The organism is Flavobacterium sp. MMS24-S5 (genome assembly GCF_050320125.1).
In the GTDB taxonomy this organism is placed as follows: Bacteria; Bacteroidota; Bacteroidia; order Flavobacteriales; family Flavobacteriaceae; genus Flavobacterium; species Flavobacterium tyrosinilyticum.
Genome location: NZ_CP190016.1, coordinates 4,453,267 through 4,479,662 on the forward strand (window position 1 = coordinate 4,453,267; position 26,396 = coordinate 4,479,662).

General features: G+C 35.1%; 15 protein-coding genes and 1 pseudogene. 6 read left to right on the top strand and 10 right to left on the bottom strand.

Going from position 1 to position 26,396, the window contains the following annotated elements; translation table 11 throughout:
• Nucleotides 1-76 precede the first annotated feature (76 nt).
• Entirely contained in the window at nucleotides 77-2,152 is a 2,076-nt protein-coding gene (locus ACPWTF_RS20485) for a PBP1 and LysM peptidoglycan-binding domain-containing protein (protein WP_427872742.1), read from the top strand.
• Nucleotides 2,152-2,553 (top strand): OsmC family protein, encoded by a 402-nt coding sequence (locus ACPWTF_RS20490; protein WP_427872743.1) that lies wholly within the window; start codon nucleotides 2,152-2,154, stop codon nucleotides 2,551-2,553. The genes ACPWTF_RS20485 and ACPWTF_RS20490 overlap by 1 nt, the downstream gene beginning before the upstream one ends.
• 130 nt (nucleotides 2,554-2,683) lie before the next feature.
• Here the strand turns inward: ACPWTF_RS20490 and ACPWTF_RS20495 are convergent.
• From ACPWTF_RS20495 to ACPWTF_RS20535, 9 genes and pseudogenes are all read right to left on the bottom strand, one after another.
• Nucleotides 2,684-4,064 (bottom strand): annotated as a pseudogene (locus ACPWTF_RS20495) (Gfo/Idh/MocA family protein).
• 302 nt (nucleotides 4,065-4,366) lie between these two features.
• Nucleotides 4,367-6,550 carry a M1 family metallopeptidase gene (locus ACPWTF_RS20500; RefSeq protein WP_427872745.1) on the bottom strand — a complete coding sequence of 728 codons (2,184 nt, stop codon included), beginning with the start codon at nucleotides 6,548-6,550 and terminating at the stop codon, nucleotides 4,367-4,369.
• Nucleotides 6,551-6,571: 21 nt separating this feature from the next.
• On the bottom strand, nucleotides 6,572-9,667 hold the full coding sequence (locus ACPWTF_RS20505; RefSeq protein ID WP_427872746.1) for a DUF5107 domain-containing protein: 3,096 nt from the start codon (nucleotides 9,665-9,667) through the stop codon (nucleotides 6,572-6,574).
• A 137-nt stretch (nucleotides 9,668-9,804) separates the two neighbouring features.
• The gene (locus ACPWTF_RS20510) at nucleotides 9,805-12,807 is read right to left on the bottom strand and encodes a glycoside hydrolase domain-containing protein (RefSeq protein ID WP_427872748.1); all 3,003 of its coding nucleotides are present in this window, start codon (nucleotides 12,805-12,807) and stop codon (nucleotides 9,805-9,807) included.
• Nucleotides 12,808-12,844: 37 nt separating this feature from the next.
• Nucleotides 12,845-13,846: a c-type cytochrome gene (locus ACPWTF_RS20515; RefSeq protein WP_427872750.1), complete on the bottom strand. Its 1,002-nt coding sequence runs from the start codon at nucleotides 13,844-13,846 to the stop codon at nucleotides 12,845-12,847.
• Between the two features lie 102 nt (nucleotides 13,847-13,948).
• Complete coding sequence (locus ACPWTF_RS20520) at nucleotides 13,949-15,355, bottom strand: aryl-sulfate sulfotransferase (protein WP_427872752.1); 1,407 nt, start codon at nucleotides 15,353-15,355, stop codon at nucleotides 13,949-13,951.
• 99 nt (nucleotides 15,356-15,454) lie between these two features.
• Entirely contained in the window at nucleotides 15,455-16,636 is a 1,182-nt protein-coding gene (locus tag ACPWTF_RS20525; RefSeq protein ID WP_427872753.1) for a RagB/SusD family nutrient uptake outer membrane protein, read from the bottom strand.
• Between the two features lie 145 nt (nucleotides 16,637-16,781).
• On the bottom strand, nucleotides 16,782-16,967 hold the full coding sequence (locus ACPWTF_RS20530) for a hypothetical protein (RefSeq protein WP_427872755.1): 186 nt from the start codon (nucleotides 16,965-16,967) through the stop codon (nucleotides 16,782-16,784).
• 36 nt (nucleotides 16,968-17,003) lie between these two features.
• Nucleotides 17,004-20,090 (bottom strand): SusC/RagA family TonB-linked outer membrane protein, encoded by a 3,087-nt coding sequence (locus ACPWTF_RS20535; RefSeq protein ID WP_427872757.1) that lies wholly within the window; start codon nucleotides 20,088-20,090, stop codon nucleotides 17,004-17,006.
• 678 nt (nucleotides 20,091-20,768) lie between these two features.
• On the opposite strand from ACPWTF_RS20535, the gene ACPWTF_RS20540 reads away from it, so the two are divergent.
• Entirely contained in the window at nucleotides 20,769-21,404 is a 636-nt protein-coding gene (locus ACPWTF_RS20540) for a sugar-binding protein (RefSeq protein WP_427872759.1), read from the top strand.
• 173 nt (nucleotides 21,405-21,577) lie between these two features.
• On the opposite strand, the gene ACPWTF_RS20545 is transcribed toward ACPWTF_RS20540, so the two are convergent.
• Nucleotides 21,578-22,618 (bottom strand): LacI family DNA-binding transcriptional regulator, encoded by a 1,041-nt coding sequence (locus tag ACPWTF_RS20545; RefSeq protein ID WP_095929921.1) that lies wholly within the window; start codon nucleotides 22,616-22,618, stop codon nucleotides 21,578-21,580.
• Between the two features lie 231 nt (nucleotides 22,619-22,849).
• On the opposite strand from ACPWTF_RS20545, the gene ACPWTF_RS20550 reads away from it, so the two are divergent.
• From ACPWTF_RS20550 to ACPWTF_RS20560, 3 genes are all read left to right on the top strand, one after another.
• A complete protein-coding gene (locus ACPWTF_RS20550) occupies nucleotides 22,850-23,941 on the top strand; it encodes a mevalonate kinase family protein (protein ID WP_427872761.1) in 1,092 nt (363 codons plus the stop codon).
• Between the two features lie 6 nt (nucleotides 23,942-23,947).
• Nucleotides 23,948-24,829 (top strand): sugar phosphate nucleotidyltransferase, encoded by an 882-nt coding sequence (locus tag ACPWTF_RS20555; protein ID WP_427872763.1) that lies wholly within the window; start codon nucleotides 23,948-23,950, stop codon nucleotides 24,827-24,829.
• A gap of 165 nt (nucleotides 24,830-24,994) precedes the next feature.
• Nucleotides 24,995-26,374, top strand: coding sequence for a sugar MFS transporter (locus tag ACPWTF_RS20560; RefSeq protein ID WP_427872765.1), 1,380 nt, complete (start codon nucleotides 24,995-24,997; stop codon nucleotides 26,372-26,374).
• Nucleotides 26,375-26,396: the final 22 nt, after the last annotated feature.

Sequence of the window (26,396 nt, forward strand, 5' to 3'; positions counted from 1 at the left end):
AAACGGCGCGAATTTTGCTTTTAGTAAAATTGTAACTTATTTTAGAATTAGAAATTAAATTGTTTTAAGCCTTATTATGAAATATTATTTAACAGTATTGTCTCTCGTATTTTTTATGACTTCCAGCGTATTTTCGCAAGAAAAAGTGGTGAAGTATAAAGTATCGAGCGGTGAGACGATTAATCAGATTGCACAAAAATTTAAGGTAACGCCTTATGATATCTATCAGCTCAATCCAGATGCAAGAACGGGATTGGTGCCAAATTCTGTGCTGTTGATTCCGACAAAAACAGGAGAAGCAAAAAAAGAAGTTTCTGAAACTAAAGCTGTAGTGGCTTCAGGAAAAGAGATTATCCATGAAGTGCAACCAAAGGAAACTTTTTATAGTATCGAGAAAAAATACGGAATTTCAGATGAAGCTTTAAAAGCTGCAAATCCGTTTTTGGAAAAAACTGGTGTTCAAATCGGACAAAAGTTAGTTATTCCAGCAAAAGGATCTGCTCCAAAAGCAGTGGCAGCAAAACCTGCTAAAGAAAAAGGTGCTGAAAAATATGTTTATCATGATGTTCAGCCAAAAGAAACAAAATTTGGTATTGCAAAACAGTATAATATTACGGTTGACGAATTGGAAAAACGCAATCCAGATATTGTGAACAGCTTGCCAGTTGGTTACAGATTGACGATAAAAGGAACAGCTCCAAAAACAGAAGCTGCTCCAGTAGAAACGGCAAAAGCTGTAGAAAGTAAAAAGCCTGCTGAAACTTCTAAAAAAGCAGTGACTTATATGGAATATCAGGTTAAACCAAAGGAAACTTTTTATAGTTTAGGAAGGGTTTTTCATCTGTCGCAAGAAGAACTAGTGGCATTGAATCCGTCACTTTCTGAAGGTGTAAAAGAAGGAATGGTTTTGAAAGTTCCAACAGGATATGTGGCTCCAGCACCAATTGTTGCTGCACAAGTGCCAGATAAACCTGCTGATTCTTCAGTGTATAAACCAGTTGAAAATACTGGCGGTGGAATTAAAATTGTCGATAAAGTAAAATCGACTGAAAACGAAAACGTGGAAATTGTTGAATTGACCAAAAAGAAAGGTCTTAACGAGCGTAAAAAAGTAGTTTTATTGCTTCCTTTTAATTTGGCTAAAGTACAAAGCGATACTTCTGGAACAGCTAACAGAATTAAAAACGACAAGTTTTTAAACATGACTTTAGATTTTTATGCTGGAGCTATGATGGCGATTGATTCTGCAAAAACATTAAAGCTTCCAATTGATGTTGCTATTTACGATTCTCAGGAAACTAAAACAACTTCTAATGTTGTAGGTTTAACTCCGAAACTTCAAGATGCAGATGCTGTAATTGGACCATTTTACCAAAGTAACGCAGAAACGACAGCAAACATGCTGCGTTCGTATGACGTTCCGGTAATTTCTCCTTTATCAAAAGATAGTGCAAATCCGATAGATAATTTATACCAAACCGTACCTTCAAGTGATGTAATTAGAAATTCGGTTTTTGATTATATGCGTTCTAAAAACGGGAATATTGTAGCGGTAGTAGATAAGAAAAAGGAATCGGTTATTAATTACATCAGACAAAACCAAAAAGGAGTTGCATTTTCAACTTTAACCGAAACAGGTGGTTTGGATGTGGCTAATTTAAAAAGCTTGTTGATGCCAAATCGAATGAATTATGTTGTGATGGAAACCGGTAATACAGCGATGGTTAAAGCTACGATTAAAGCATTGCTTGATTCTCAGAAAACATGTCAGGTTCAATTGGTGATTTTAGAGCCAAACAGCACATTGGATACAGATGAAATTAGTTTTGATAATTTGATAAAATTGAAATTAATGTATCCTTCTGTAACGCGCGAAAGTGACGAACAGCCAGTTTTAATTTATGAAAAACAATTTCGTTTGAAAAACAAAGCAAATCCAACAACTTATGCAACTAGAGGATTTGATGTAACTTTTGACACGATGATGCGTTTATCTCAAGGAAAAACATTTCAAGAAACAGCTGATTTGATGACGACTCAGCAAGTAGACAATAAATTTCAATATTATAGAAAAGAAGATGGCGGACACGCTAATAAAGGTGTTTACATCTTATATTATGATAGTGACTTAACTTTAAAAGTAGCAAATTAATGACATCAAAAGTAACCTATTTAGGAGATTTAAGAACAAGTTCAATTCACGTGCAATCAGGAAGCGAAATCATTTCTGACGCGCCAGTAGATAATAACGGAAAAGGAGAGGCATTTTCTCCAACAGATACTGTAGCAAACGCATTAGCAAGCTGCATGATGACCATTATGGGAATTAAAGCCCGTGATTTGGAAGTAGATTTTGTTGGTTCTACAGCTGAAGTAACTAAGATTATGAATGCTGAACCAAGAAGAATTGGAGCAATCGAAATTGTATTTCAAATGAAAAGTAATGCTGATGAAAAAAGCAAAACGATTTTGGAACGTGCTGCAATGACTTGCCCAGTATTTCTAAGTTTAAGCAGTGAAATAGAAAAGAGAATTACTTTCAACTGGAATTAATTTTTATTAAAAATAAAAGAAGCCATCTGAGAAAATCAGGTGGCTTTTTTGTTTTATGAATGGTGTAAAAATGGAACAAGAGAGCAACATCTACTTTGCCCTCTTGTCGCTCTTTAACTAACCAATATATTTATTCTGAAAACTCTAATTTTTTAAGTTTATTCCAGCCTCCACGCGTAAAATCTGGAATTTCAACGGGAGCGGAATTATGGTCTAATGAAATTTCGGTTAATGCAACGAAGGCAAGACCATTCGGCTAAATCGTACACGTCCATATCCAACGGAAGTCCTTTTTGCAGACAGTGAATTAAACGATAATCCATTATAAAATCCATTCCGCCGTGACCGCCGACTTTTTTGGCTTGTTCTTCGATTCCTTTTGCAATTGGATGTTTGTATTTTTCCATTAATGCTTTTTTCACTTCTTCAGGAACAAAAGAATGAGCACTTAATTTTTCGTGATTTGGTTTTACATCATCACCTAATTCTTTTCCATCCAAAGCATAACCTTCTAATGGATATTTGTTAGCAAAACCTTTTGTACCACTCAATTGATACATTCTGCTGTAGGGACGAGGAGAAGTCACATCGTGCTGAATTTGGATCGTTTTTCCGTTTTCGGTACGAATCATCGTCATGGTATGATCACCGTTTCTAAAATCTTTAATTTCTTTTCCTGATTTTTCTTTGATGTAAGCAGGATTTCCGACGGCTTTTGTATCCATTGAAACCAAGAAATTCATTTTGTCACCGCGATGAATATTTAGTGCCTGACACGCAGGCCCCATACCGTGTGTCGCATAAACATCGCCGCGGTGTTTGATATTGTAATCCATTCTCCAGTTATTCCAGTATTCTCCCCAAAAAGGCTGTAAACCGTGAATATACGAACCTTCAGCATGAAGAATTTCTCCAAAAAGGCCTTGCTGAGCCATGTTTAAAGTAGTCAGTTCGAAGAAATCATAAACGCAGTTTTCCAATTGCATACAGTGCTTTCTCGTTTTTTCTGAAGTATCAATCAATTCCCAGATTTCTTTCATGGTTAAAGCGCCAGGAACTTCAATCGCAACGTGTTTTCCGTCTTTCATGGCTTGAACTCCGATAGAAGCATGATGAAGCCAGTCTGTAGCTACATAAACTAAATCTACGTTTGGCAAAGCCGTTACTTTTCTCCAAGCATTTTCATCGCCATAAAATTCCTGCGCTTTTGGAAAACCTGCTTTGGTTAGAATTTCATTTGATTTTGCTGTATTTTCCTGAGTCATATCGCACAACGCTACAATTTCTACACCCGGAATATGTGTCATACGTTCAACGGCGCCAGGACCGCGCATTCCAAGTCCGATAAAAGCAACACGAACGGTCGGAATCGGATCTGCTGCCATTCTCAATACATCTTGCTGTCCTTTTGCACGCGCAGGAGTTTTGGTCTTAATCATTTGTGCGGTTGCAATTGTCCATCCGAACAAAAGAAAAAGGATGATTAGAGGTTTAAAAAAGGTAGTTTTCATAAGTTGGTAATTTGGTGTTCAAAAAATGCTTTTAGGGCATTTATTTTAATTAGTTGGATGTGATTTTTAACACATAGAAACATAGTCATTGCAAACTAAAAAAAGGCGTTTCACTAATTTTAATGCACATAGAGCTATGTGTTAAAGCTTGCTTTTTCTCTAATCTTAAATAGAAGCAACAAAAATCTATGTTTCTATGTGTTAAATTGAATCTTTTATAGCTGGTAATTCTAAAAATAACCTCTCTAATGAACCAAATTAGAGAGGTTTTCAAAAACAAAACAATCCAAGGACTTTTATAATTATTTTTGACTACTAAATCTTTTTATTAATGGCGTTACATGTTTTTGGGTATCGTCATCTAATGAAGCCAATGCCTTATCTGCTTCGGCTGGTGCATATTTTGTTAATCCTGCTAATCCGGCGGCAATTACGTTGTATGATTGTTCTTTAATGCTTTCTTCCATTAACGTTTTATAAGAAGTATCTCCAGTAGAAGCCAATTTTACAATAGCATTTGCTCTGGCAATGGTCTTTTTGTCGTTTTTGGCAATATCAAGCAGTGATTTTAAAACCTGATCTTTGGTTTGTATTTCATTTAAATCAATTGCTTTGATGCTCAACACTCTTAAATCTTCTTGAGGATCTTTTAAACCGTCCAATAAAATAAGTTGTGATTCCTGACTTCTGTCTTTTGAAGCAAATTTTATAGCTTCAATTCGGTTATAATACGATGGTGCATTTTTATATTGAAAAAGATAATCAGCAGCCGTTTTTTTATCAACATTCACTTCGCCAACTAAGATTTTATCTGGATCTAAGTCTATAAATTCAGGTTTTGAAGGAAGATCAAAAGTGAATGTTTGTTGTTTTTTATTAATTAAAATATCCTTTCTGATTTTAGTTCCGTTTACGTAAAAATCAACTTTTAAAGGCAGTGTAAAGGTTTGCACCGAACTATCCTGAGATTGATTTATCGTAATAATAACTTTTCCGTTAGCATATTTGTAGTTTACATCCAGAATCGGACTTCCAGCATTATAATACCATTGTTCAAAATAAGGTTGCCAGTCTTTTCCAGTCACTTCTTCCATAGACAAACGCAGTTGATGCGGTTCGCCAGATTTATAAGCGTTTGTTGTCAGATAATGATTTAGTCCTTTAAAAAAGGCTTCGTCACCCATTTGGTTTTTCATGGCATACAAAATAATCGAACCTTTAGAATAGCTGATATTATCAAACATATCGTCTGCGTTTCTGTAATGAAAACGTGCTAAAATAGGACTGTCACCATTTTTTTGAGAGCGTAGATAATTCTGCAGTTTTTCATAACGTGATCTGTCTTCACCATCTTGTCCGGCATCATGCCCATGCCAAAGCACTTCTCCAAAAGTGGCAAACGATTCATTCATGGTTAAGTTTGACCAAGACTCAGCCGTTACATAATCGCCAAACCATTGGTGAAAAAGTTCGTGAGCAATGGTACTTTCTTGATTATCATCTAATAATTCTCGTTCTGTTTTTTGTACATATTCACCATGAACGGTTGCAGAAGTATTTTCCATTGCACCTCCAAAATAGTCTTTTACCACAATTTGAGAATATTTCGCCCAAGGATATTCTACGCCAAGCATTTTGCTGTAAAAATTCATCATATCTGGAGTTTTATAAAAAATTTGTTTGGCATACGGCGCATATTTTGGCTCTAAATAATAGCTGACTTCTTTACCGTTATATGAATCTTTATAAATTTTAAAATCACCAACGGCCATCATAAACAAATAAGGCGCATTTGGCTGTTCCATCTTCCAGATATCCGTTCTTGTTCCGTCTTTATTTACTTTTTGAGAAGCCAATTTACCGTTTGAAAGTGTCGTATATTTTGCCTCAACAGTCATCGCAATTTCAGAAGTTGTTTTCTGATTTGGTTTATCGATTGTTGGGAACCAGCAAGAAGAAGCTTCCGTTTCACCTTGCGTCCATATTTGTGTTGGTTTGTCACCTTTTCCGTCAGGATTAATAAAATACAATCCGTTTGAATTGGTAATCGATTCGCCAGCTTTACTTTTCAGTTCTGCTGGTTTTGCAGTGTAATTAATGAAAATCGTATACTTTTCAGTTCGTTTATATTTTCTATTTAAAGCAATTGAAAGCTCTTCGTTATCATATTTGTATTGCAACGGAATGCTTTTTTTACCATCAATAATAGCAATTTCTTTGAAATCCATTCCTTTTGCATCTAGCTTAAGTGAATCTGTTTCGTAGAAATGAGGTTTTAAAGTAATCCATTCTTTTCCGTACAAATAACGTTTTCCGTAATCGAATGAAACTTCCAGTTTGGTATGAATTAAATCGTGTGTTTTTAATGGAGTAGCGCGGTAAATGGATAATTCGTCAACCTTTTCAGCTTTGTTTTGCGCCTCAATTTTTGGACTCATCAAAACGACAAGACCCAAAAAAGTATATTTTAAAAAATGGTTTTTCATTTTATTGTTTTTGAAAGTTCTTTACAATTTTTCGATAATTCTAACTTCACCGTCTTTTTCATCTTCACTCAAAACATTCGATGGTTTTTTGGTGTAAGACAATAAAGTCCACTGCACAATTTTATTTGTAGGATATAAATCTGCCTGCGTTTTAATCCATTTTTCGGCCTCTTGTGAAGAAGATGTTTTTTCGATAGCCCACGCCGAAACAAGGTTGTTTGCCGGAAGGAAGTTCATAACCGTATTATCCACTACAGGACGGAAAGCAACGATTTTATCTAATGATTTAGAAGCCATTTCTTTATTTCCAAGACTGTTGTAACATTGATAATCCAGCCAGTTTTCTAGTCTTTCATCTATGTTTTCGTCATACGGTTTTCCAACGCCTAAATTCTCTGGAAATAGTTTGGCATCGGCAATAAATTGTAATGCTTTTTTGTACTGCTTGTTTTTGATTTCTGCTAAAGCTTGCATCAACTTAGCTTCATGATACAATTGTCTTCCTGCTGTTGCACCTTCAAACGGAAGGATTTGCAATTTGGTTAAAAACGAATCGGCTTCACGGTATTTTTTGTTTAGCAATAAAGTTTTAGCGTAAAGCATTCCAATCAAATAATTGTCTTGATGCTTTTTATAGAAAGATTCAGCTGTTGTAAGCGCTTTATCAAATTGTTTTTGAGCGATATAATGTTCTGCCAGCATTTTATGGTATCTCCAGCCTTGCGGATCTAATTTTATAGCTTGTTGAAGACTTGTCAAAGCGATTGTAGCATCGTCTTTGAATAAAGAAGCTTTTGCGCCATAAAAAGCAGGATCATTTGGTTTTGAACCGCATTCTGAAAACAATCTTTTAGCTTCTGAGATGCTGTTACGATTCCATTCAATTAAACCCAAATGATATTTTAATTGGTATTGATCGTTTGTTTTAATTAAAGATTTTAGAATTTCAGCAGTTTCATTTCTAAAAGGGAAACTAGTTCCTGGTTTGATTTTGCTTACATCAACCGGTTTGTTTTCTAAAAAGGCTTTCCAATAGATAATTTCAGCACTTGGTTCTGCAATAGAAAACACTTTTAAAGCTTCTTCTTTTCGGCTTAAATTATTGTACCAGATTCCTAATTCAAGAAAAGTCTGTTCTGGCATTTCGTTTTGAATGGCAGCAGTAAAAGCATTTTTTGAATCGTTTGAATTGTTCAAAAGGTATTTTTCAAAATCAGCAAAATGATTCAGCGGATCTAGTTTTGTAATGGTTTTTAAAACCAAATTTGCTTTATCAGAATTATTTTGAAGACGATATAAAACTGCTAAAACCTGTAAACCTTCAACATTGTATTGATTGTAGATTAAGCTTTTTTCAGCATATTCAACCGCTTTTGGCAAATCGTTTTCGGCCAAATAAATTTTGCTTAAAGCAGTATAAGCAGGAATTCTAAATTCAACGCTTGCAGCAGCAATATCAAAACCATCTTTTGCATCGGTATTATTTCCTAAATGGAAATTAGCCAAAGCATAAAAATAATTACCCGCAGGATCGTAAGTGTCTATTGATAAAGCTTTGCTTGCTGAATTTACAGCTGCTTTGTAATCTAATTTTCTGATTTGTAAAGAAGCCAATGCAGAAAGAGCAGGAGCGTAGTTAGCATCTAATTTTAAACAGGCATTTAATTTTTCTTCGGCAAGTACATAATCTTTAAAACTGATGTAATTTTTCCCCTGCAAATACAATCCATAAACCGAATTATGATCAAAATCTTTAGGTATTTCTACAGGACGATTGATATTTCCATCTTCTGGAGCAGAATTCCAAACGAGTTTATTTTCACCTAAAACAAATTTCAATTTATTAGAATCAACTTTTACCTGAATTGAATCTTTAAAAGTTTGCATGGTATTCAAAGCAATATCTTTAGAATACACTTTTTTATCGTTTTCAAAAACCTCAATTTTTTCATTTAATTTTTGAAGAGGAGAAAAATAGATTTTCAGCCAGCCATTTTCGTTTTTAATATTGACAGAGCCATAATTATTGGCTTTAACAAAACCTTTTGTGTGTTTTACAGGAAACCAATATTCTGTCCAGGTATCAGTCTGATAAGGCGCAAATGAACGTTGTTTGAAAGGTGTAAGGTTACTGCCTTCGCTCGCTTGATTAAACAATCTTCCGCTTTGCACTTCTACATATTGTCCGTCAGTATCTGTTAATAATTTTTCCCAGATCATTCCTTGCTGAGACAATCCCCAAATCCAGATTTTTTTGCCCGGTTTATCATCATGATTGCCATATCTTCCCATTCCGAAATCTTCGTCATGATAATATCCGCCAAAGAAATCATCATATTTCCCGAATACGTGATAGGATTTGTAACCGCCAAAATTGTTGTTTTTGTAGAATGACAAATCTTTGCCATTTTCTTTGTCAATTGGCCATGGATGGTAATCTCCGTTATGACCAATATAAGTTTGTCCTGGATAAATAAATTGCAGATTTTCGGCTGCTTTTATGCCCGTATTCATCCAAGTGTAATAAGGCTGTTCGAATTCGGTTGTATTTGACCAAAACGAATTTGTAGTAAAATAAGCTTTGTCTTTTGGCAGATTGATGTCTAATTTCCAAGAAGTTCTTGTCAATAAATCTAAAACCCCAATTACACAGCTGATGCTTCCGTCTTCTCGGTTTATGATTTTGTAATCGACAGGAGTGGCGCAGTTTGGCGTGTGGCCGATAATTCCGTAATTGCCTTCAACACCTCCGCTTGTCCACGGCTCGCGCATGGCAATGTCTCTAAATTTTACCACATGATTATTGTACACAATGTCTTTTCCTGTAGATTTTTCTATAGCCGACCAAACTTTTCCGCCAATCTCTGGCAGAATCATCAGTTTGATATAATCGTTTTCAATTTCGATCACTTTCCATTCTTTCTGAACGGGTTTATCGGTAAAACCGTCAAAACGGAAATACGGATAAAACTTGGTATCTGGTTTCGGAATCGGATCAGGATTTGAGAACGGATATGTGGTAAATACTTTTTTGTATTCTTTTATAGTGGGTTTGTTTTGTGCTGTGACAAAAAGGCTTCCAAGGAGTAAAAAGGATAGTAATGGTCTAAATTTCATGATGGAGAGCTTGGTTATTTGTGGTTATTTGGTTTTGCCACAGATTACACAGATTAAAAGGATTTTTTTAATCTATGCGTAATACAAATTAATATGTGTTAATCTCTGTAATCTGTGGCATTAAATTTTAGTTGTATTTACTTCACAATCAATAACCATCCTTTTCCTTTAGGAACAGTTATTTCGTCTTTTGTTGTGAATGTTTTTGCAGGCTGGAAATTGGTAACTTCTGGAGCACTAATAGTTGCTTTTGCAGGATTGATTCCTAGTTTTTTCCAGTCAATATTTAGTTTCACATTTACATCTGCATCTGCCCAGCTTGCGATTGAAATTAAAGCCGTTCCGTTCTTTTTGTAAACTGTTGCTAGAACTTTGTCGTTGTTTGTTTTTACAGGACAGTTTTCGCTCCAATATCCAATCATTTCAGAACCTTTAATTCCGAAAGAATCCCATACTTTCCAGATGTTTCTTGGGTCAGCACCGTCGCTCCAAGGCAATCTGTTTGTCATCCCGTAAACCATTCCTCTCCAAGGGTTTCCTCCATCCTGAAGCATTTCTCCCATTAATCCAAACGGAATTCCGCTTACCTCAGTCAAGAAAAAGTCAGGCTGATTTTTTTCGTAATCGAAATATTCTCCAAACCATAATTTATTGATGTACGGAAAGTGCTCCATATATAAATTGGCACTGTTATTAAATCCGTCGCTTTTGTTGTATTGATTCGCGCTATGCAAATCGATAATTCCAGGATGACCATCTTTAGTCAAAACTCTTTTAATACGTTTCATAGTGATTCTGTCAAAGGCAACGTCATCTAGATAAATTCCGTCAATGCCAACGTTTTGAGTCAGCCAATTCATTCCTTCAACATAATAATTATGCCAACGGTTCATACCGCTGTTTACGATTGCAGCATCTTTAATTTCAGGAACAAACCAAGCTGCGATATAATCATCGCCAACGTGTTCTTGTAACCAAGAGAATCCGCCACCTTTTCCTGGTGAATAGATTTCGTGACCTAAACTTCTAAGAGCGAAAGTCTCATAAGCTTTGTTAGAAACCTCTCTAACCGTATTGTAGATTTTTACTTTTAATCCTTTTTCATGCGCTTCATCGATATATGTTTTCATCTTTTTAAATTCGATAAAAGGATAATTGATATATGGATTGATTGCGTTTGCATGGTGAATATTGATTACCGTTGCGCCAGTTTTAGCAATAGAATCGATTGGGCTGTATTTGTGGTAAAACTTTGTATCCCATTGAAAATCGGTATTAATCGTATGGAAAGGCGTAATCAATAAGTTGAAATTATAATACAAAACATCGCCTTTTTTCATTGTTCTAGCACCACTGTAAGCATTTACTACAACCGATTTTTGGTTTGGCGTAATGGTAATACCGCCCTTATTTTCGTTACCCCATGAAGTAGGAAGTAATAAAGGTTTTTGCAAATAGAAATTAGTATTTAAAGGGCGGCTATATTTTTCATCTCTCAAAGAAAACTGCAATCCAGAATTTACAGCACCAATCCAAGCGCCGTCTTGGTTTTTATGTGCTACATCCCATTTCCAATCGAAAGTTGCAGGACGATCGCCACCTTTTTGACCTAATCCCATCATGTATTTTGCAGATGCTGGCTGCATTGACATTTGGAAATTAATATCATTAAAGGTAACGTCTTCAAGAGCTGTAACTTTCACGATATAATGTACAAAACCGTCAAATTCAACAGAAGCGTTTACATCCATTTGAACCGATTTTGAAGTCGAAGTGTTTTCCCAAGAAACTATTCCAGCTTCTTTTTTAGTGAATTTTACACCGCTGTTTTTCCATTGTACTTCTTTTCCAGAAGCGTCAACAAAATGAAAATCGATTGGAGCGCTTAAAACATCATTTGCTTTTGCTGTTACAGAAGTCATTTCTGGAGTAAAGAAAGTCTGAATTTGTCCCGGGAATCCGTTTGGAGCTAAAACCAGTTTTCTTCCTAATAAAGCAATTTCAGAATTGTTTACGACTAATGGAGTATAAGGAGCAATAACGGTATTTTCCTGAGCTAATGTTGAGTTTAACCATTTTAGACGAGTCATTTTTTCTGGACTGTCGATACCTCCGTTTTTTGTTACTTGATTAGAAACGGTAATTTGAAGGCTGATTTCTTTTGATTTTCCGTCAGCAATTACAGTTGCCTTTCCGTTGTAAGTTCCAGCAGCAGCTGTTTGCGGAACATCAATACCGCACCACATTGCTTGAATTTTTCCTTTTGAAACTGAAACCGTATTTGCAAAAGGAGTACCATCATATCTAGTTCCGTCAGTATTGATGCAGTTGATGTCTTTCGCTTCAATTGTTGCTCCAGTTGTGCTTACTAAATTGGTGAAAGATACTTTTACATTTTTTAAATCTTCAAGAGCGTAAACTCCCAACTGAAAAGCTAAATATTCACCTTTCATTGCCGTATCAGAAAAGCTGTTTTGAACGCCTTTCTGAATCCATCTTTGTGGCAGATCTGATTTTAATTTGATAGAATGTTCTCTGTCTTCTGGGAAAACTAAGAAAGAATTTCCGTTGTTTTTTGCAAGAAGAGCCGAAGTTTCAGCAGCTGTCGCAATTACTTCCATTGGATAAAAACTATTGAAAGCATTCACGCTCTGAATTTCTGTTACAGCCGCATTGTCTTTTAAGTTTGCTTTTACATTAGAAAGCCATTTTGCATCGGCTTTGTCTTCAGGTTTCTGATAAATTCCTTTTGGATAATTTGCAGTTCCTTCATCAACATAAGGCATGTAATACACGTAGTATGTTCCTTTTCCAGAAATTGGTTCGAAGTAAATAGTACCGTTTTCTCTATTGATGTTTTCGGTTTTTATATTCTGAATATCTTTTCCAGATGCATCCTGAACGATAATTTTTTTAAGTTCTGGATTTGTGTCTCTTCTTCGCCATTCGATCGTTGTTTTAGCAACATTTCCTGAACCAGAAAAAGCAACTACAGCGCGGTGATTCCCTAATTGATTCGGATTCCAGCTGTCATTTCCGTCTGAATATTTAATTTGTGCAGTTAGAGGAATGCTGATCGTAATAAAACACATTATCAGTATTCTGCTTAAAAGCGTTGTGTTGTTTAGGTTTAGTTTCATTGTATTGTATAATCAGGTTAAATAGTATATTTTGAGTTTAGTAAACGGCTTTCCATCCTTGTTTTTTCCAGTAAGCGATAATAGGTTTATAAGGACCGTATTTATGCTGTTCTTCAGAGAAATTATCATTGAAAGGGCTATGTGCATAATCAATAGGCTTGCCCATTTTATTTGGATAATCCAATGTTTTTGGGTTTGGTCTTGAATGTTGGGAATCGTCATTTACATAAGCAGCAATATCAAGCGCTTGTTTGTCTGTAAGGTACGGTTTTCCAAGCTGTACTTTATCATAAGGCATGTTGCTTTTTAACCATTGCGCCTGTTTGATTACGCGGTGCATGCTTGAGCCAGGCTGATAACCATATTGTCCCCAAAGAGGAGGATAAGTGTAGCCAGATTTATCAGCATTATAAACTCCTTCACCATTATTTCCGTGACATCTTGCGCAGTTTTCGGCAAATAAAACTTTTCCTCTTTCTGGACTTGCGGCAACATCCGGGAATTCGATTTCTAAATTTTTAGCTCCTTTAAAATTACCATCTTTTGGTACAAATTTGCTAATCCATTTAAAATAAGATAAAAAGGCTACCATTTCTTTGCTATCTAGCGGAAGCGGTTTTCCAGAATGCGGGCGCATAATGCAGTTATTAACTCTTTCTGCTAGTGTAAGCACCTTATTTTCGCGCCCGCGATATTGTGGATAATTGTCATGTGAAGACATTAAATTGAATGCATGAGGTTTTGTTCCCGCATCTTGATGACAATTGGTGCAGTTCATTTTATTGCCTAAATATTGTCCGTTTTTTCCGTTTAGGCCAATGTAATAAGCGGTTTTCATCATTAATTCTCTTCCGTAACGAACCGATTCTCCAAATTGATCATCAGGAATTTGAGAAGTATCAATTGTGATGTAACCTTCATCTTCTTCTCCTTCTTCGATTGTATTTGAAGCTAAAGTCTGAGAATTGCTTTTGGTACAGGAATTGAAAACAGCGATTGATAATGCTGAAAAAAGTCCGATAAGAATTGTTTTTTTCATGTCTATTATTTTTATCCTAACAGGTTTTAAAAACCTGTTAGGTATTTATTCTAATTTACTTATACCTACAAGGTTTTAAAAACCTTGCAGGAAAATATCTTTTTAATTCAAAAGAAAAGGTTTCAGTTTTTCTTCTGGAATAAAGATGGCTCTATAAGGCGGAATTTCAGATTCTAAAGCCCATAACAAAACACCTTTTTTATTGGTTAAAACGGTAATATGTCTTTTAGAGCAACATACCAAAAAGAGGTCTTTATTGATCATATAAGCACTTCCCATTCTATCGTTGTATACATCTTTTGGTAATTTGATATGAAAATCAAGTTTTACATCATTATTTTTTTCGTCCACTTTTAAGGCAAAAACAGAAGATTGTTTGATGTCGACTCCATTGTCAAAAAACAATAAACTGCCTTCTTGGTCGATATGCGCAGCATGCGCCTGAGAGAAATTGGTGTCTGGAGCCATTTTCATTGTGCCGCCTTTTCCTAATTTCCAGATTACTTTTCCTGTTTTAGAATTGATTTTCCAAATCTGACCATTGTTATAGAAAGAAATTAAAAAGTTTCCATCTGTATCGTAGCTCAAACTGTTGGCATGCGTCCAATCCTTTTTGGTTTTTAGTAAATCTTTATCTTTAAACGGATCTAAATCATCAAAAACGCTCCATTTCCAAAGCTGTTTTCCTTTTTTATTTAAGATTAAAATTCCGTCTCCGTTGATGGTATCTTGTTTTTTACCTCCAATAGAAGTCAAATCGATTATTTTTTGCTCGACAGTTAAGGCGACAATTTCATCAGCCGATTTTTTGATGATTTCGTGATGAAGAACCTGCTTCAAATCGCCTTGCCCTTTTTTGATGTGGGTTAAAGTATCGCCTTGAAGATTAATTTCTAGGATTTCACTTCCATAACTTGTTGGTTCATCATTTGTTCCCAAAATGGAAAGAATCGTTTGTTCTTTTGTAAAATGCGTAACTTTAAATCCAGTTCCTTCAAGCGTATGATACCATCTTAAATTTCCTTTGTAATCTACAATATAGGCCGTTCCTGGAGTTTCTCTTTTGGCTAAAAGCAGAAAACCTTTTTTGAAATTTTCTGGTAGTAATTCTGGTTTCGGGCAATTGGCTTTAAATTGTTTTTGTAGCCATTCTGGAAGTTTTCTAGATTTGAAAGTATAAACTTTACTGGTTTGTTTATTACCGTTTTGAACCGTTATTAATTGAAAACTATAATTGGTTTCAGGAGTTATGTTGCAAAGTACCAGCGAATGTTTAAGACCTGATTTTGAAATAGGAGAGGTGATTTTACTTTGAGTTCCTTTTTTGTCCGACCAATATTCTGCATATACCTGAGCTTGGTCATTCGTAGTAACATCGATCTGAATTTTCAATTCGTTGTTGCCATGAGTGCCAATATTGATATTGGAAATAATTTGGTTGTTAGAACAACTTGCCAATGCAAGCAGAACTAAAATAAAACTTCCTTTTTGTATTAATTTTTTGATCATCTGAAAAGCTTCTTTTGTGAAACAGAAAAGTACTTTTATTGTTATAAAAATTCAAGAACAGACAGACATTTAACTGTCTGTTCTTGATTTAGATATTCTTTATTGTCTGTCGGCGTTGCTTAAGTTCGGATTAAGGTCTACCTGACTCTGCGGATAGGTGTAATATTTGTTTTGCGGCATTTTGATTAAAGCGGCCTCACCAACTCTAAGATGGTATGCATTTACCAAAACATCATATTTGTTCATTCTGATTAAATCTGAACGGCGTTTTCCTTCGTAGAAAAGTTCCCAACCTCTTTCTTGTAAAATAGCATCTCTCAAACTAGTCTGCGTATGATCTGATAAAACTAGAAGTTTTGCATGCGATCTTCCTTTTACTTGGTTGATAAGATCTATCGCTTCTTGAGTTGGTCCGCTGATTTCGTTTAATGCTTCAGCTCTGCTCAATAAAACATCAGCATAACGAAGAATATTTACACTATGACCATCATAATAAGTAGTGGTTTCGTCGTCAGCATATTTTTTTGTAGAAACGTCTTGCATGTAGAATTCCCCAGCTGGTGGTTGAGCTCCCAATGAAGGCGCTTGTTTATGAAGAAGACCATCTGTACCCATAAATTCTGGGAAGAAGCATTGTTTTCTTTCATCTTCGTCACCAAAAGTGTTGTAGAAATCCCAGTTTACAGTATAATATTGCCATCTGTTTTGAACAACAGGATGATCAACAGGACCAAAGTGGTTTAATAATTCTGTTCCGTTTGTGTTGGCGTCACTCAAAGAAGAGAAGATGTTTTCGCTGCACCATTTGTTACTTTCTTTAAACAAACCTAAGTAAGAAGGATAAAGCTGGTATTCGTTTAAATCCATTACTTGTTTGGTTAGCGTTGCTACTTTTTGCCAGTCGTGGCTTCTTAAGTATAATTTAGCCAAAAGCGTAAGAGCTGCACCTTTTGTAGCGCGACCCACATCATTTGTGCCATAAATTTCATTGTTTTTGTAATTAAGAGGAAGAACATCGGCAGCTTCAGTCAATTCTTTAATCATGAAAGCATCAATTTCTTCTACAGAAGATGGCGGAGTTTGATCTAAATACCCAGGGTTTCCTAGATTAGCTTCAGTAATCAAAATTACTGGCTCCCAAGAATCTGTCAAATCCATGTAAGCAGAACATCTTAAGAATTTAGCTTCTGCAATAAATTGAGCTTTTTCTGCAGCTGTAATACCACTCATTGGTGTAATGTTGAAAATCGCATTATTAGCATTGGCAATCAATTTGTACATAGCGTTCCAATCTTCTTTTAGAAGACCGTTTGCAGAATTCCAAGTTCCTAATGATAGTTGTCCTGGATCTCCTCCAAATTGGCAGTGTCCTAAATCTGTCGCAATATCTGTTAGAGCAAAGTGTCTTGTAGCCCAATATGAGAAGTTATCGCCTACAGAAGGTTCCTTTTAATCTTCCATAAATGGAATTGATAGCCGCAATAGCATCCGATTTTGTCTGATACCCATTGGTATTAGTCAAACTGCTGTATACCGTAGGATCCAAATCTTGGTTACACGAAAATTGTGTCCCGGCGGTAAGTAAAAGTAATAAGATTGTATATTTTTTCATTTTAATCAATTTAATGTTACTATAAAGCATTTTAGACTAGTGAATTGCTACTTTAATTCCAAGTATAAAAGTTCTTGAAGCTGGGAATGAGTTAAAGTCGATTCCACCACCTAAATTGTTCGTAGAGTGTCCGTTTACCTCAGGATCATTTCCAGAATAATTTGTAATCGTCAATAAATTTTGTCCGATTGCATATAATCTGATGTTATCAATAAATTTCACCGTTTTTAATGCACTTTCAGGAATTGTATATCCGATAGAAACATTTTTCAAACGTAAGTAAGAAGCTTCTTCAACAAATTTAGAATTCACATAACTTCCGTAAGTGCTTTTGTAATAACCATCTCTAGGAATATCGGTGTTTTCGTTTTGTCCAGCGACCCAGCGGTTTAGTGCATCTGTGCTTGTAGAAGACTCACCAACCATTTTAGTCATATTGTAAACTGAATAGTCAAAAGCGCCTTGGAAAAAGATATTCATATCGAAATTTCTATACTTAAAATCGTTATTGAAACCTGCAACATAATGAGGAATAGTATTTCCTAAATAGGTTCTGTCTTTTGCTGTAATTTGTCCATCACCATCAACGTCTACATATTTAGGATCTCCAGGAGCAGATAATGGCTGAGGGGCATAAGTTTCTCCTGTTTTGATAACTCCTGCATATTTGTATCCAAATAAAACTCCCATTTCTTTTCCAGGCTCCAATCTTGTAAATTCTTGACCAGAAACTGTTCCGCTTGGGTTTGAAGTGTTTGTACTAATAATTTTTACGTTATCTGCTAGAGATACTACTTCTTGTTTATTGTATGCTACGTTTAATGAGGTAGTCCAAGTAAATTTATCTGTTCTAAAGTTTGTAGTGCTTATTCCTAGCTCAATACCTTGGTTATCAATAACTCCTGCGTTAACTCTCTGAGTGCCAAATCCCCACCATCCTCCAACAGGAACATTTAAAAGAGCATCTGTCGTTCTTTTTTTGTAATAATCGAATGTAATTGAAAGTTTGTCATTAAATAAACCTAAATCTAAACCGATATCAGTCTGAGCTGTTTCTTCCCATTTTAGATTTGGGTTAGCTAAGTTGGCTGGTTCTGTTCCTGCAACAAATTCATCTGGTGCAATAGTTACACCCCAAGAAGATAAACGGCTCATATAAGAGTAGTCTCCAATACCATCACTACCTGTAATACCATAACTCGCTCTCAATTTAAGTTCGGAAATTGCTTTTACGTTTTGCATAAAGGATTCGTTAGAGATTTTCCAGGCAACGGCTCCAGAAGGGAAAATACCAAATCTGTTGTTTGGCCCAAAACGAGAAGAACCGTCTTTTCTAATCGTAAAAGTGGCTAAGTATTTATCGTTGAACGCATAATTTAACCTTCCAAAATAAGATGTCAATTTTGTTTCTGTTTTTTCTGTTTCAGGCTTTAGATACACTGAAGCTCCTTGAAGATTGTAATAAGTCAATAAATCGCTAGAGAAACCTGTGCCAGCCGCTCTTACTCTTTCATAAGTATCTTTTTGGTTCGAAGTACCAATCATAGCTGTTATAGAATGTACTTCTTTGATATCAAATTTATATGTCAAATACTGTTCTGTACTCCATCTGAAATATGTTTTATTTTCTTCAGAACCAGAACCTTTTAATGCAGCTCCCGCTACTAAAGTACTAGGAGTATATTTTCCTTGAATATTTTCTTGCCATTCTGCGCCAGCACCAAAATGATACGTTAAACCTTTAATGATCTGGTAATCCAAAAACATGTTTCCGTTTACCAATCTATTGATTGTATGATCTGTTGGCTCAAGTAAAAGTGCTAATGCATTGTCTTTTCCTTGAAATTTATAGTACGAACCATCAGCATTGTATATTGGAATAGCTGGAGGAGCGGTCTGGATAGAGAACATTGGAGATAAGATATTATCACCAAAATCACTATTATTTCCTTCAGCAACAGCGCCATAAGCATTCATTCCCATGTTTAGCTTATCGTTGAATTTCTTTTCTGCACCCATTCTCACACTGTATCTTTCAAAATCAGTGTTTACGATGGCTCCAGTTTGTTTTAAATAGTTTCCAGAAAGAAAGAATTTTGAAGTTTGGTCGCTTCCGCTAAAAGTAAGCGTTCTGTTAAGCACTTCTCCAGGACGAGTTGCAGCGTCAAACCAATTCGTATTGGCAACAGGAAAACTTGAAGGGAAAAGTGGCGGTCGTCCGTTTTCAGCATTAAGAGCATTCTGATAATCGGCATATTGCTGCCCAGTCAATAAAGAAGGCTCTTTTATGATGTTTTGAAAACCATCAGAAATCTCGGCCTCAACATTCATTTTTCCAGCTTTTCCTTTTTTAGTAGTAATCAAAATTACCCCATTTCCTCCACGAGCACCATAAATTGCTGTAGAAGCCGCATCTTTAAGAATCTGAATGTTTTCAATATCGTTTGGACTAATTGAACCTCCGGTGCTAGTAATGAATCCGTCAACAACATATAACGGAGCATTCGAAGTATTGATTGAGTTTCCACCTCTAATTATTACTGACGGATTTGTTCCAGGCGCATAACTATTTTGCTGAACCTGCACTCCAGAAGCACGTCCTTGAAGAGCTTGTCCAACGTTTGCAACCGTTCCGCCTAAGTTTAAATTGTCTTTGCTAAGCGAACTCACAGAACCTGTAAGGTCTTTTTTCTTAGATTTTCCGTATCCAATTACTACTTCTTCTAGTTTTTGTCCTGCTTCTTTCATGACAATTTTTAGAGGAGCGCTTCCAATACTAACTTCTTGATCTTCCATACCGATGAAAGTAATCACCAATTTTGTAGCATTGTCTGGAACTGTAATGGCAAAAGTTCCGTCAACATCCGTCTGAACACCTTTTGTAGTTCCCTTAACCACAACATTTGCCCCTGGAAGAGGTAAACCGTTCTGATCTGTTACAGTACCTTTTATTGTTTTTTCAAAATACAGCGCTGTTTTGTTTTTATCTGAAGTATTTATAGAAGGAGCTGCAGAAGCTTGAAATGTAAAAACTAATAACGAGAGAACCGTTATTCCGATTTCTTTGCGGGATAAATTGTTAATCCGAAAATCTCTTGGCTTTTTTTGGGTTAATAATTTCATACTTTAAATTGGTTTTGGTTAATGTTTAATTGTTTTTTTCTTGTTTGTAGGTTTTAGATTTCTTTTTTGATCGTGGAATTCATTTTGTTTTTTTAGTTACGTGTTGATTAAATTGTTTTCTATGCGAATAAGAGTTTTTGCTTTTGCGCTAAACACGGCTTGTTTAGTTCTATTTTCTTCTTTTTTAAAGGTTAAAAATCACCCTAATTTTTACATAATTAACTTAGTTTTAAGATTAATCTCTGACGAAACTAGAGATTATATTTTTATAAAACAAGAAAAAACACAAAAAATGTGCTCGAACACACAAAATTTATGTTCTCGAGCACATAAAATTGTGCGAATCGTTTTTTTTGACTTAAATTGCTGTGATATTTTTAAAATGATTTGGAAAAAACAGTATGTGTGATATTAGTAGTTTTTTGAATTATAAATAAGGATTTATTAAAAACTTGTGAATTTCGCAATCACTAAACGAAAAACATAAAAATTAAGCAGTCTTTTCTTATGGTGAAAAGGAAGTGATTTTTAGTTTTAATTATGAATTCGCTTTGTTTTTTTATTGGATTTTTGAACTATATTGGTCAACGATAAAAAGGCCGAAATCGCGAAATAAATTAATGGTCATTTTGACCTTTTATGAAAATAAAAAATTAACAGATTTTAAGAAGAAGAATTTTGAAAGAATACCACGTAGAAATTATCGATAAAAGTCAAAAAAACGTAAGCGAAATTATGGATCCTGTTTTTTGGGAAAAAGCAAATTGTTTAACCGATTTTACTTCGCCATGGAATAATGATCCAGTTTTAAAGATTGAATTCCGCGCGCTTTGGGATTTAGATTATCTTTATTTTAATTTTCAAGTTTTTGATTCAGAGGTTTATATTGATCGAAAAGACAATTCCACAGACAGTATTTGTAATTCGGATAGAGTAGAGCTCTTTTTTAGAAAAGATGAAAAGCTGAGTCCGTATTATTGTTTGGAAATGGATGTAGATGCGCGTATTTTGGATTTTGAAGCTTATCCGAATTGGAATTTTGATTACAATTGGAGATGGCCGGAAAAACAGTTGGAAATACAGTCGGTAAAAGGACAAAATTCGTTTACGGTTGCGGGAAGGATTAGTATTGCGTCTTTAAAAGAATTGGATTTAATTCAGGGCAATATTATCGAAGCTGGGGTTTACCGAGCTAAATTTTCTCCAAATGAAAAAGGCGAATATCAGCCAACTTGGATTTCATGGGTGAATCCAAATACAGCAGAACCGAATTTTCATATCGCTTCTTCTTTTGGGAGGTTTATCTTGAAGTAAAGTTTGCCGCAAAGGCGCTAAGGCACAAAGTTTTTTTAAAGGGAAAATCTAATTTGAATTGCCTCCAGCTTTAACTTTTGTTGTTTTTTTTTTTTTTGCATCTATTTTTAAACACATTCCATGGTTGTTTCAAATAAAAAAACTTTGCGTCTTAGTGGCTTCGTGGCAAAATCCTAGCTAACGTAAAAAGAAGCATTTTCTACATTTATAATATCAATAGGAAGCAAAATAGTTTCCGGAATGTCTTTTCTAAATATAAAGTGATCTGCTAAAGTGCTTACGCCTAAATAAGCCTGTCTTTTTTGGTTTTGATGGATTAAAAAGTGAACCAATCCTTGATTTAAAAAACTAACATTTTTATCAATTAAATCATATCCAATCAAAGCGATCTTTTTGTCTGTTACGTTTGAAAGTGTAGAGGCAATTTGGTAGGCTTTTGAAGTGGTGATGAAAATGCCGCTTAAATCTGGATTTTCGTTTATGAAAGCTGGTAGCTTGGTTTCAATGTTGGAATATTTCAGTTTTAAAGTGGTTAAAGAGAAATTAGAAAGGTTTTTTTCTTCAAAATAACTTCTAAAGCCGCGTTCTTTTTCCTGCATGTGAACGGCATTTTTAAGGCTTTCATCAATATGTATAATCGCAATTTGCCCTTTCGGAAGAATCAGATTCATTAAACTGGCAGCAACTCGGCCGCTTTTGTATAAATCCTGTCCCACGAAGCTTTTAATAGAAGAGGATTCCACTTGGTTGTTAAAGGTGTTGACCATAATCCCCAGTTCGTCATATTGATTTATGATTTCGATGGTTTCCTTATGGAAAAGCGGAGTCAATAAAACAGCATCTGGTGATTGCGATATAATAGTTTCATTCGTCTTTAAAAAAGATTTGGTGCTTTCTGGATTAAAGTAATGTATTTCTATAACGACATTGTAAGCTTTGAATTCTGTAATGGCATCCTGAATTCCGTTAACACAAGGAAGCCAGTAAGGGTCAAATACAGGATCAGGAAGTAAAACGCAAATACGATACACTTTTGTGCTTTTTAAATTTCGTGCAATTAAGTTGGGTTCATAATCAATAACATTCAAAACTTCATTGATTTTTTCGAGTGCAGCAGGAGAGACTTTTCCTCTATTGTGCAGCACACGGTCTACAGTTCCTTTAGAAACTCCAGCCATTTGTGCTATATCCTTAATTGTGTACTTTTTGTCCATATAGACAAATATAAAAACTTTGAGTTAATAAACGCATTTTTTATGTAAGAATTTATAAATGTGCTCGAGAACATAAAAATAGTGTGTTCGAGCACATTTTTATATTTTTTCTTGTTTTATAAAAATATAATCTCTAGTTTCGTGAAATAAAAACCGAAAAACTAAAATAAATCTATAACCAAATAATGCTTTAATTTATTGAAATAAAGTATTTTAACACAAAGTGTTTAAGTGAAAAAAATTACCTCATTAGCTCCCGGCCGAACCTGTCTTTTTGGAGATCATCAAGATTATTTAGGGTTGCCTGTTATAGCCTGTGCGATAGATCGAAATATTAAATTAATTGCAAAAGAAAATCAGACCAAAACTTTTGTTCTGAATATGGTTGATATTAATGAAATTCGAGTTATCGATATATACGAGGCTTTCGAAAAATTAGAACCAAGAGATTATTTTGCATCTGCTTTGCGAGTATTGCGAAGATATGGCTGTGAACCTAAATCGGGCTACGATATTACAATTACTGGAAATATTCCGATTAATTCGGGAACATCGAGTTCGTCGGCTTTATTGATGGCTTGGATTCGTTTCCTTATAGAAGCTTTCGGAATAGATCAAGAAGTTACGCCTGAATTTCTCTCTAAATTAGGTTACGAATCTGAAGTTGTAGAACACGGAGAACCTGGCGGAATGATGGATCATTTTAGTATTGGCGTTGGAAATATCGTTTATATTAATACCCAAAAGCCGTTTTCTTTTAATGTAATAGGAACAGAGTTGAAGGGTTTAATTACTGGAGTTTCTGGTGTTCCAAAGGAAACTATTGGATTGCTTGGAGAATTAAAAGGAAATGCTTTAATGGCAATTGATATTGTGAAGCAAAACTATCCGCAGTTTGACTTGAATTCATCTGAAATAGAGGATTTGGATAAATACAGAAATTGTTTGCCAGATCGTATGATTCCGTTTTTTGAAGCTGCTGTTAAGAACTATCAGTACACTAAGGAAGCTTTAAAAGAATTTGAAAAACCAGTTTTGGATCTTAAAAAAATTGGTGCTTTAATGAATGGGCATCATGAAGTTTTACGCGATTTGCTGAAAATAACTGTTCCAAGAATTGATGAAATGATTAACGCAGCATTGAAAGCCGGTGCATACGGAGCAAAAATTGTAGGTTCTGGCGGCGGCGGAAGCATTGTGGTGATTGCCGATCCAAAAAATGAAGATGGAATTATTAAGGCGATTTTAGATGCTGGAGCGCAAGAAGCTTACGCGGTAAATGTTGATCCCGGAGTACGAATTATTGATAATATTGAAAATTAAAATAAAATGCACAACAATTTAGTAATTCTAGCTGGTGGAGCTTCTTCTCGTATGAAAAAAGAAGCGGTTACCCATAATCTTTCTTCAGAAGAAATCGCACAAGCTAACGAAAGGAGTAAAGGTTTAATAGGTGTTGGCGCAAGCGGAAGACCTCTTATGGATTATCTTTTATGGAATGCCAAAAAAGCAGGTTATAAAAATATCTATATTATAATAGGAGAGCAAGGAGAATTGTTTAAGGAATTTTATGGAAGTAAAATGAAGGATAACGATTTTCACGGACTCAATATTTCATTTGCTGTTCAGTATATTCCTGAAGGAAGAGGGAAACCTTTTGGAACTGCAGATGCTTTATTTCAAGCTGTAGAGCAATATCCAGAACTAAATTCGCAGTTTTATTCGGTTTGTAACAGTGATAATTTGTATTCTGCTGAAGCATTGCGTGCTTTGAGAGAAACTGAAAGCCCGAATGCTTTTATTAGTTATGACCGCGATGCAATGGGTTTTCCACTGGAACGTATTTCTCGTTTTGCAATTGCAAAATTAGATGCAAATAATCAGCTTTTGGATATTTTAGAAAAGCCTTCAGAAGAGGATTTGGAACAATATAAAGATGCAGAAGGAAAGATCCGTGTGAGTATGAATGCTTTTAAGTTTAATGGCAAGACTTTATATATACATCTTAAAAATTGTCCCGTTCATCCAGAGCGTGATGAAAAGGAGCTTCCAACAGTGCTTTTGAACTCCGTTAAGGAAAATCCGAATACAACGATCGGAATTCCGTTTTCGGAGCATGTTCCAGACCTAACGGCCAAAGAAGATATTGTCGATGTAAAAACATATTTGGCAAAATATTACCCTGATTTAAACTGGAATAGCAAAAATTAACAAAACTTTCATATCTAAATTAGAGAATAAGGAAATTTAATGTAGTACTTTTGTTTTGCAAAAAAAATGCAGATATTTGCATAAATTACGCAATCAATAATGTGAGAGTTGATTCTAATTTAGATTTTGAATTAAATAAATCTATAAACTAATCAACCAAAAATTATGACAAACATTCAAAGTACATTACAGGTAGAGAAAAAAAGCGCCATTGTTCCGATGGTAATTTTAACCTTATTGTTTTTTATTCTAGGATTCGTAACCTGGCTTAACGGACCACTAATTCCGTTTTTTGAATTAGCCTGCGAACTAACTTCTTCGCAAGCTTATTTTGTGACTTTCGCATTTTATATTGCCTACTTCGTAATGGCAGTTCCTTCTTCTTATATTATTGAAAAAGTGGGGTATAAAAACGGAATCTCTTTAGGATTGCTAATTATCGCCGCAGGAGCTTTTATGTTTTATCCAGCGGCTTCTAGTCGTACTTTTCTTTTATTTTTATTAGCCTTATTTGTAATGGGAACTGGTTTGGCGGTTTTACAGACAGCATCAAATCCGTATGTTGTTGTAATTGGGCCTAGAGAAAGTGCAGCGGCAAGAATCAGTGTTTTAGGAATTGCAAATAAACTCGCTGGGTTTGTAGCGCCAATCGTTCTTACGGTTTTGGTTTTGTCTAATATGCAGGACTTTACCGCAGACAAAATCGCTGCGATGGATGAAGCTGCAAAAACTACTGCGTTAAATTCTCTTGCTTTGCAATTGCAAACGCCGTATCTTTATATGGGGTTGATTATTACAGTTTTAGCTTTGATGGTTAAATTTTCTCCTCTTCCAGAAATTGATTTGGATGAAGAAGGAAATGTTTCGAATTTAAGTGTTTTTCAACAGATTAAAAATGCATTTAAATATCCGCAGCTTGTTTTAGGAGTAATTACTTTAATGCTGTATTTGTCTGCCGAAGTTTTGGCAGGAGATTCTATTGGAGCTTTCGGAAAACAACTTGGAGTTTATGGTGGAGAAGGGAATTTCTATCTTAAACTAACCTCATTTACCATGTCAGCAATGGTTATCGGATACGTTCTTGGAATAGTATTGATTCCTAAATATCTTTCTCAGGTCACTGCTTTAAAAGTGTCGGGAATATTGGGCTTGGTGTTGGTTTTGGCAATTGTTTTGATTTCGCCAAAAATAATGATCGCAGTTCCTGGAACTCCAAATATACCATTGGTGATACTTTTGGTAGCGCTTTTAGGATTGGCAAATGCATTATGCTGGCCAGCAATTTGGCCAATGGCTTTGCAGGATTTAGGTGGTTATACCAAGATTGGTAGTGCTATTTTGATTATGGGAATTATCGGTGGTGCAGTTTTTCCGCTTTTTTACGGAATGATTACTGAAAGCATCAATTCTGCAAATATTGCAAAAAATATGCAAGGTGTTTCAAAAAGCGGTAATCAGTTGGCGTATTTAATGTTATTACCTTCTTATGCAATGATTTTGTTTTATGCTGTAAAAGGGCATAAATACAGGAAATGGAATAGTTGAACAAAAATAAAAAATTAATATA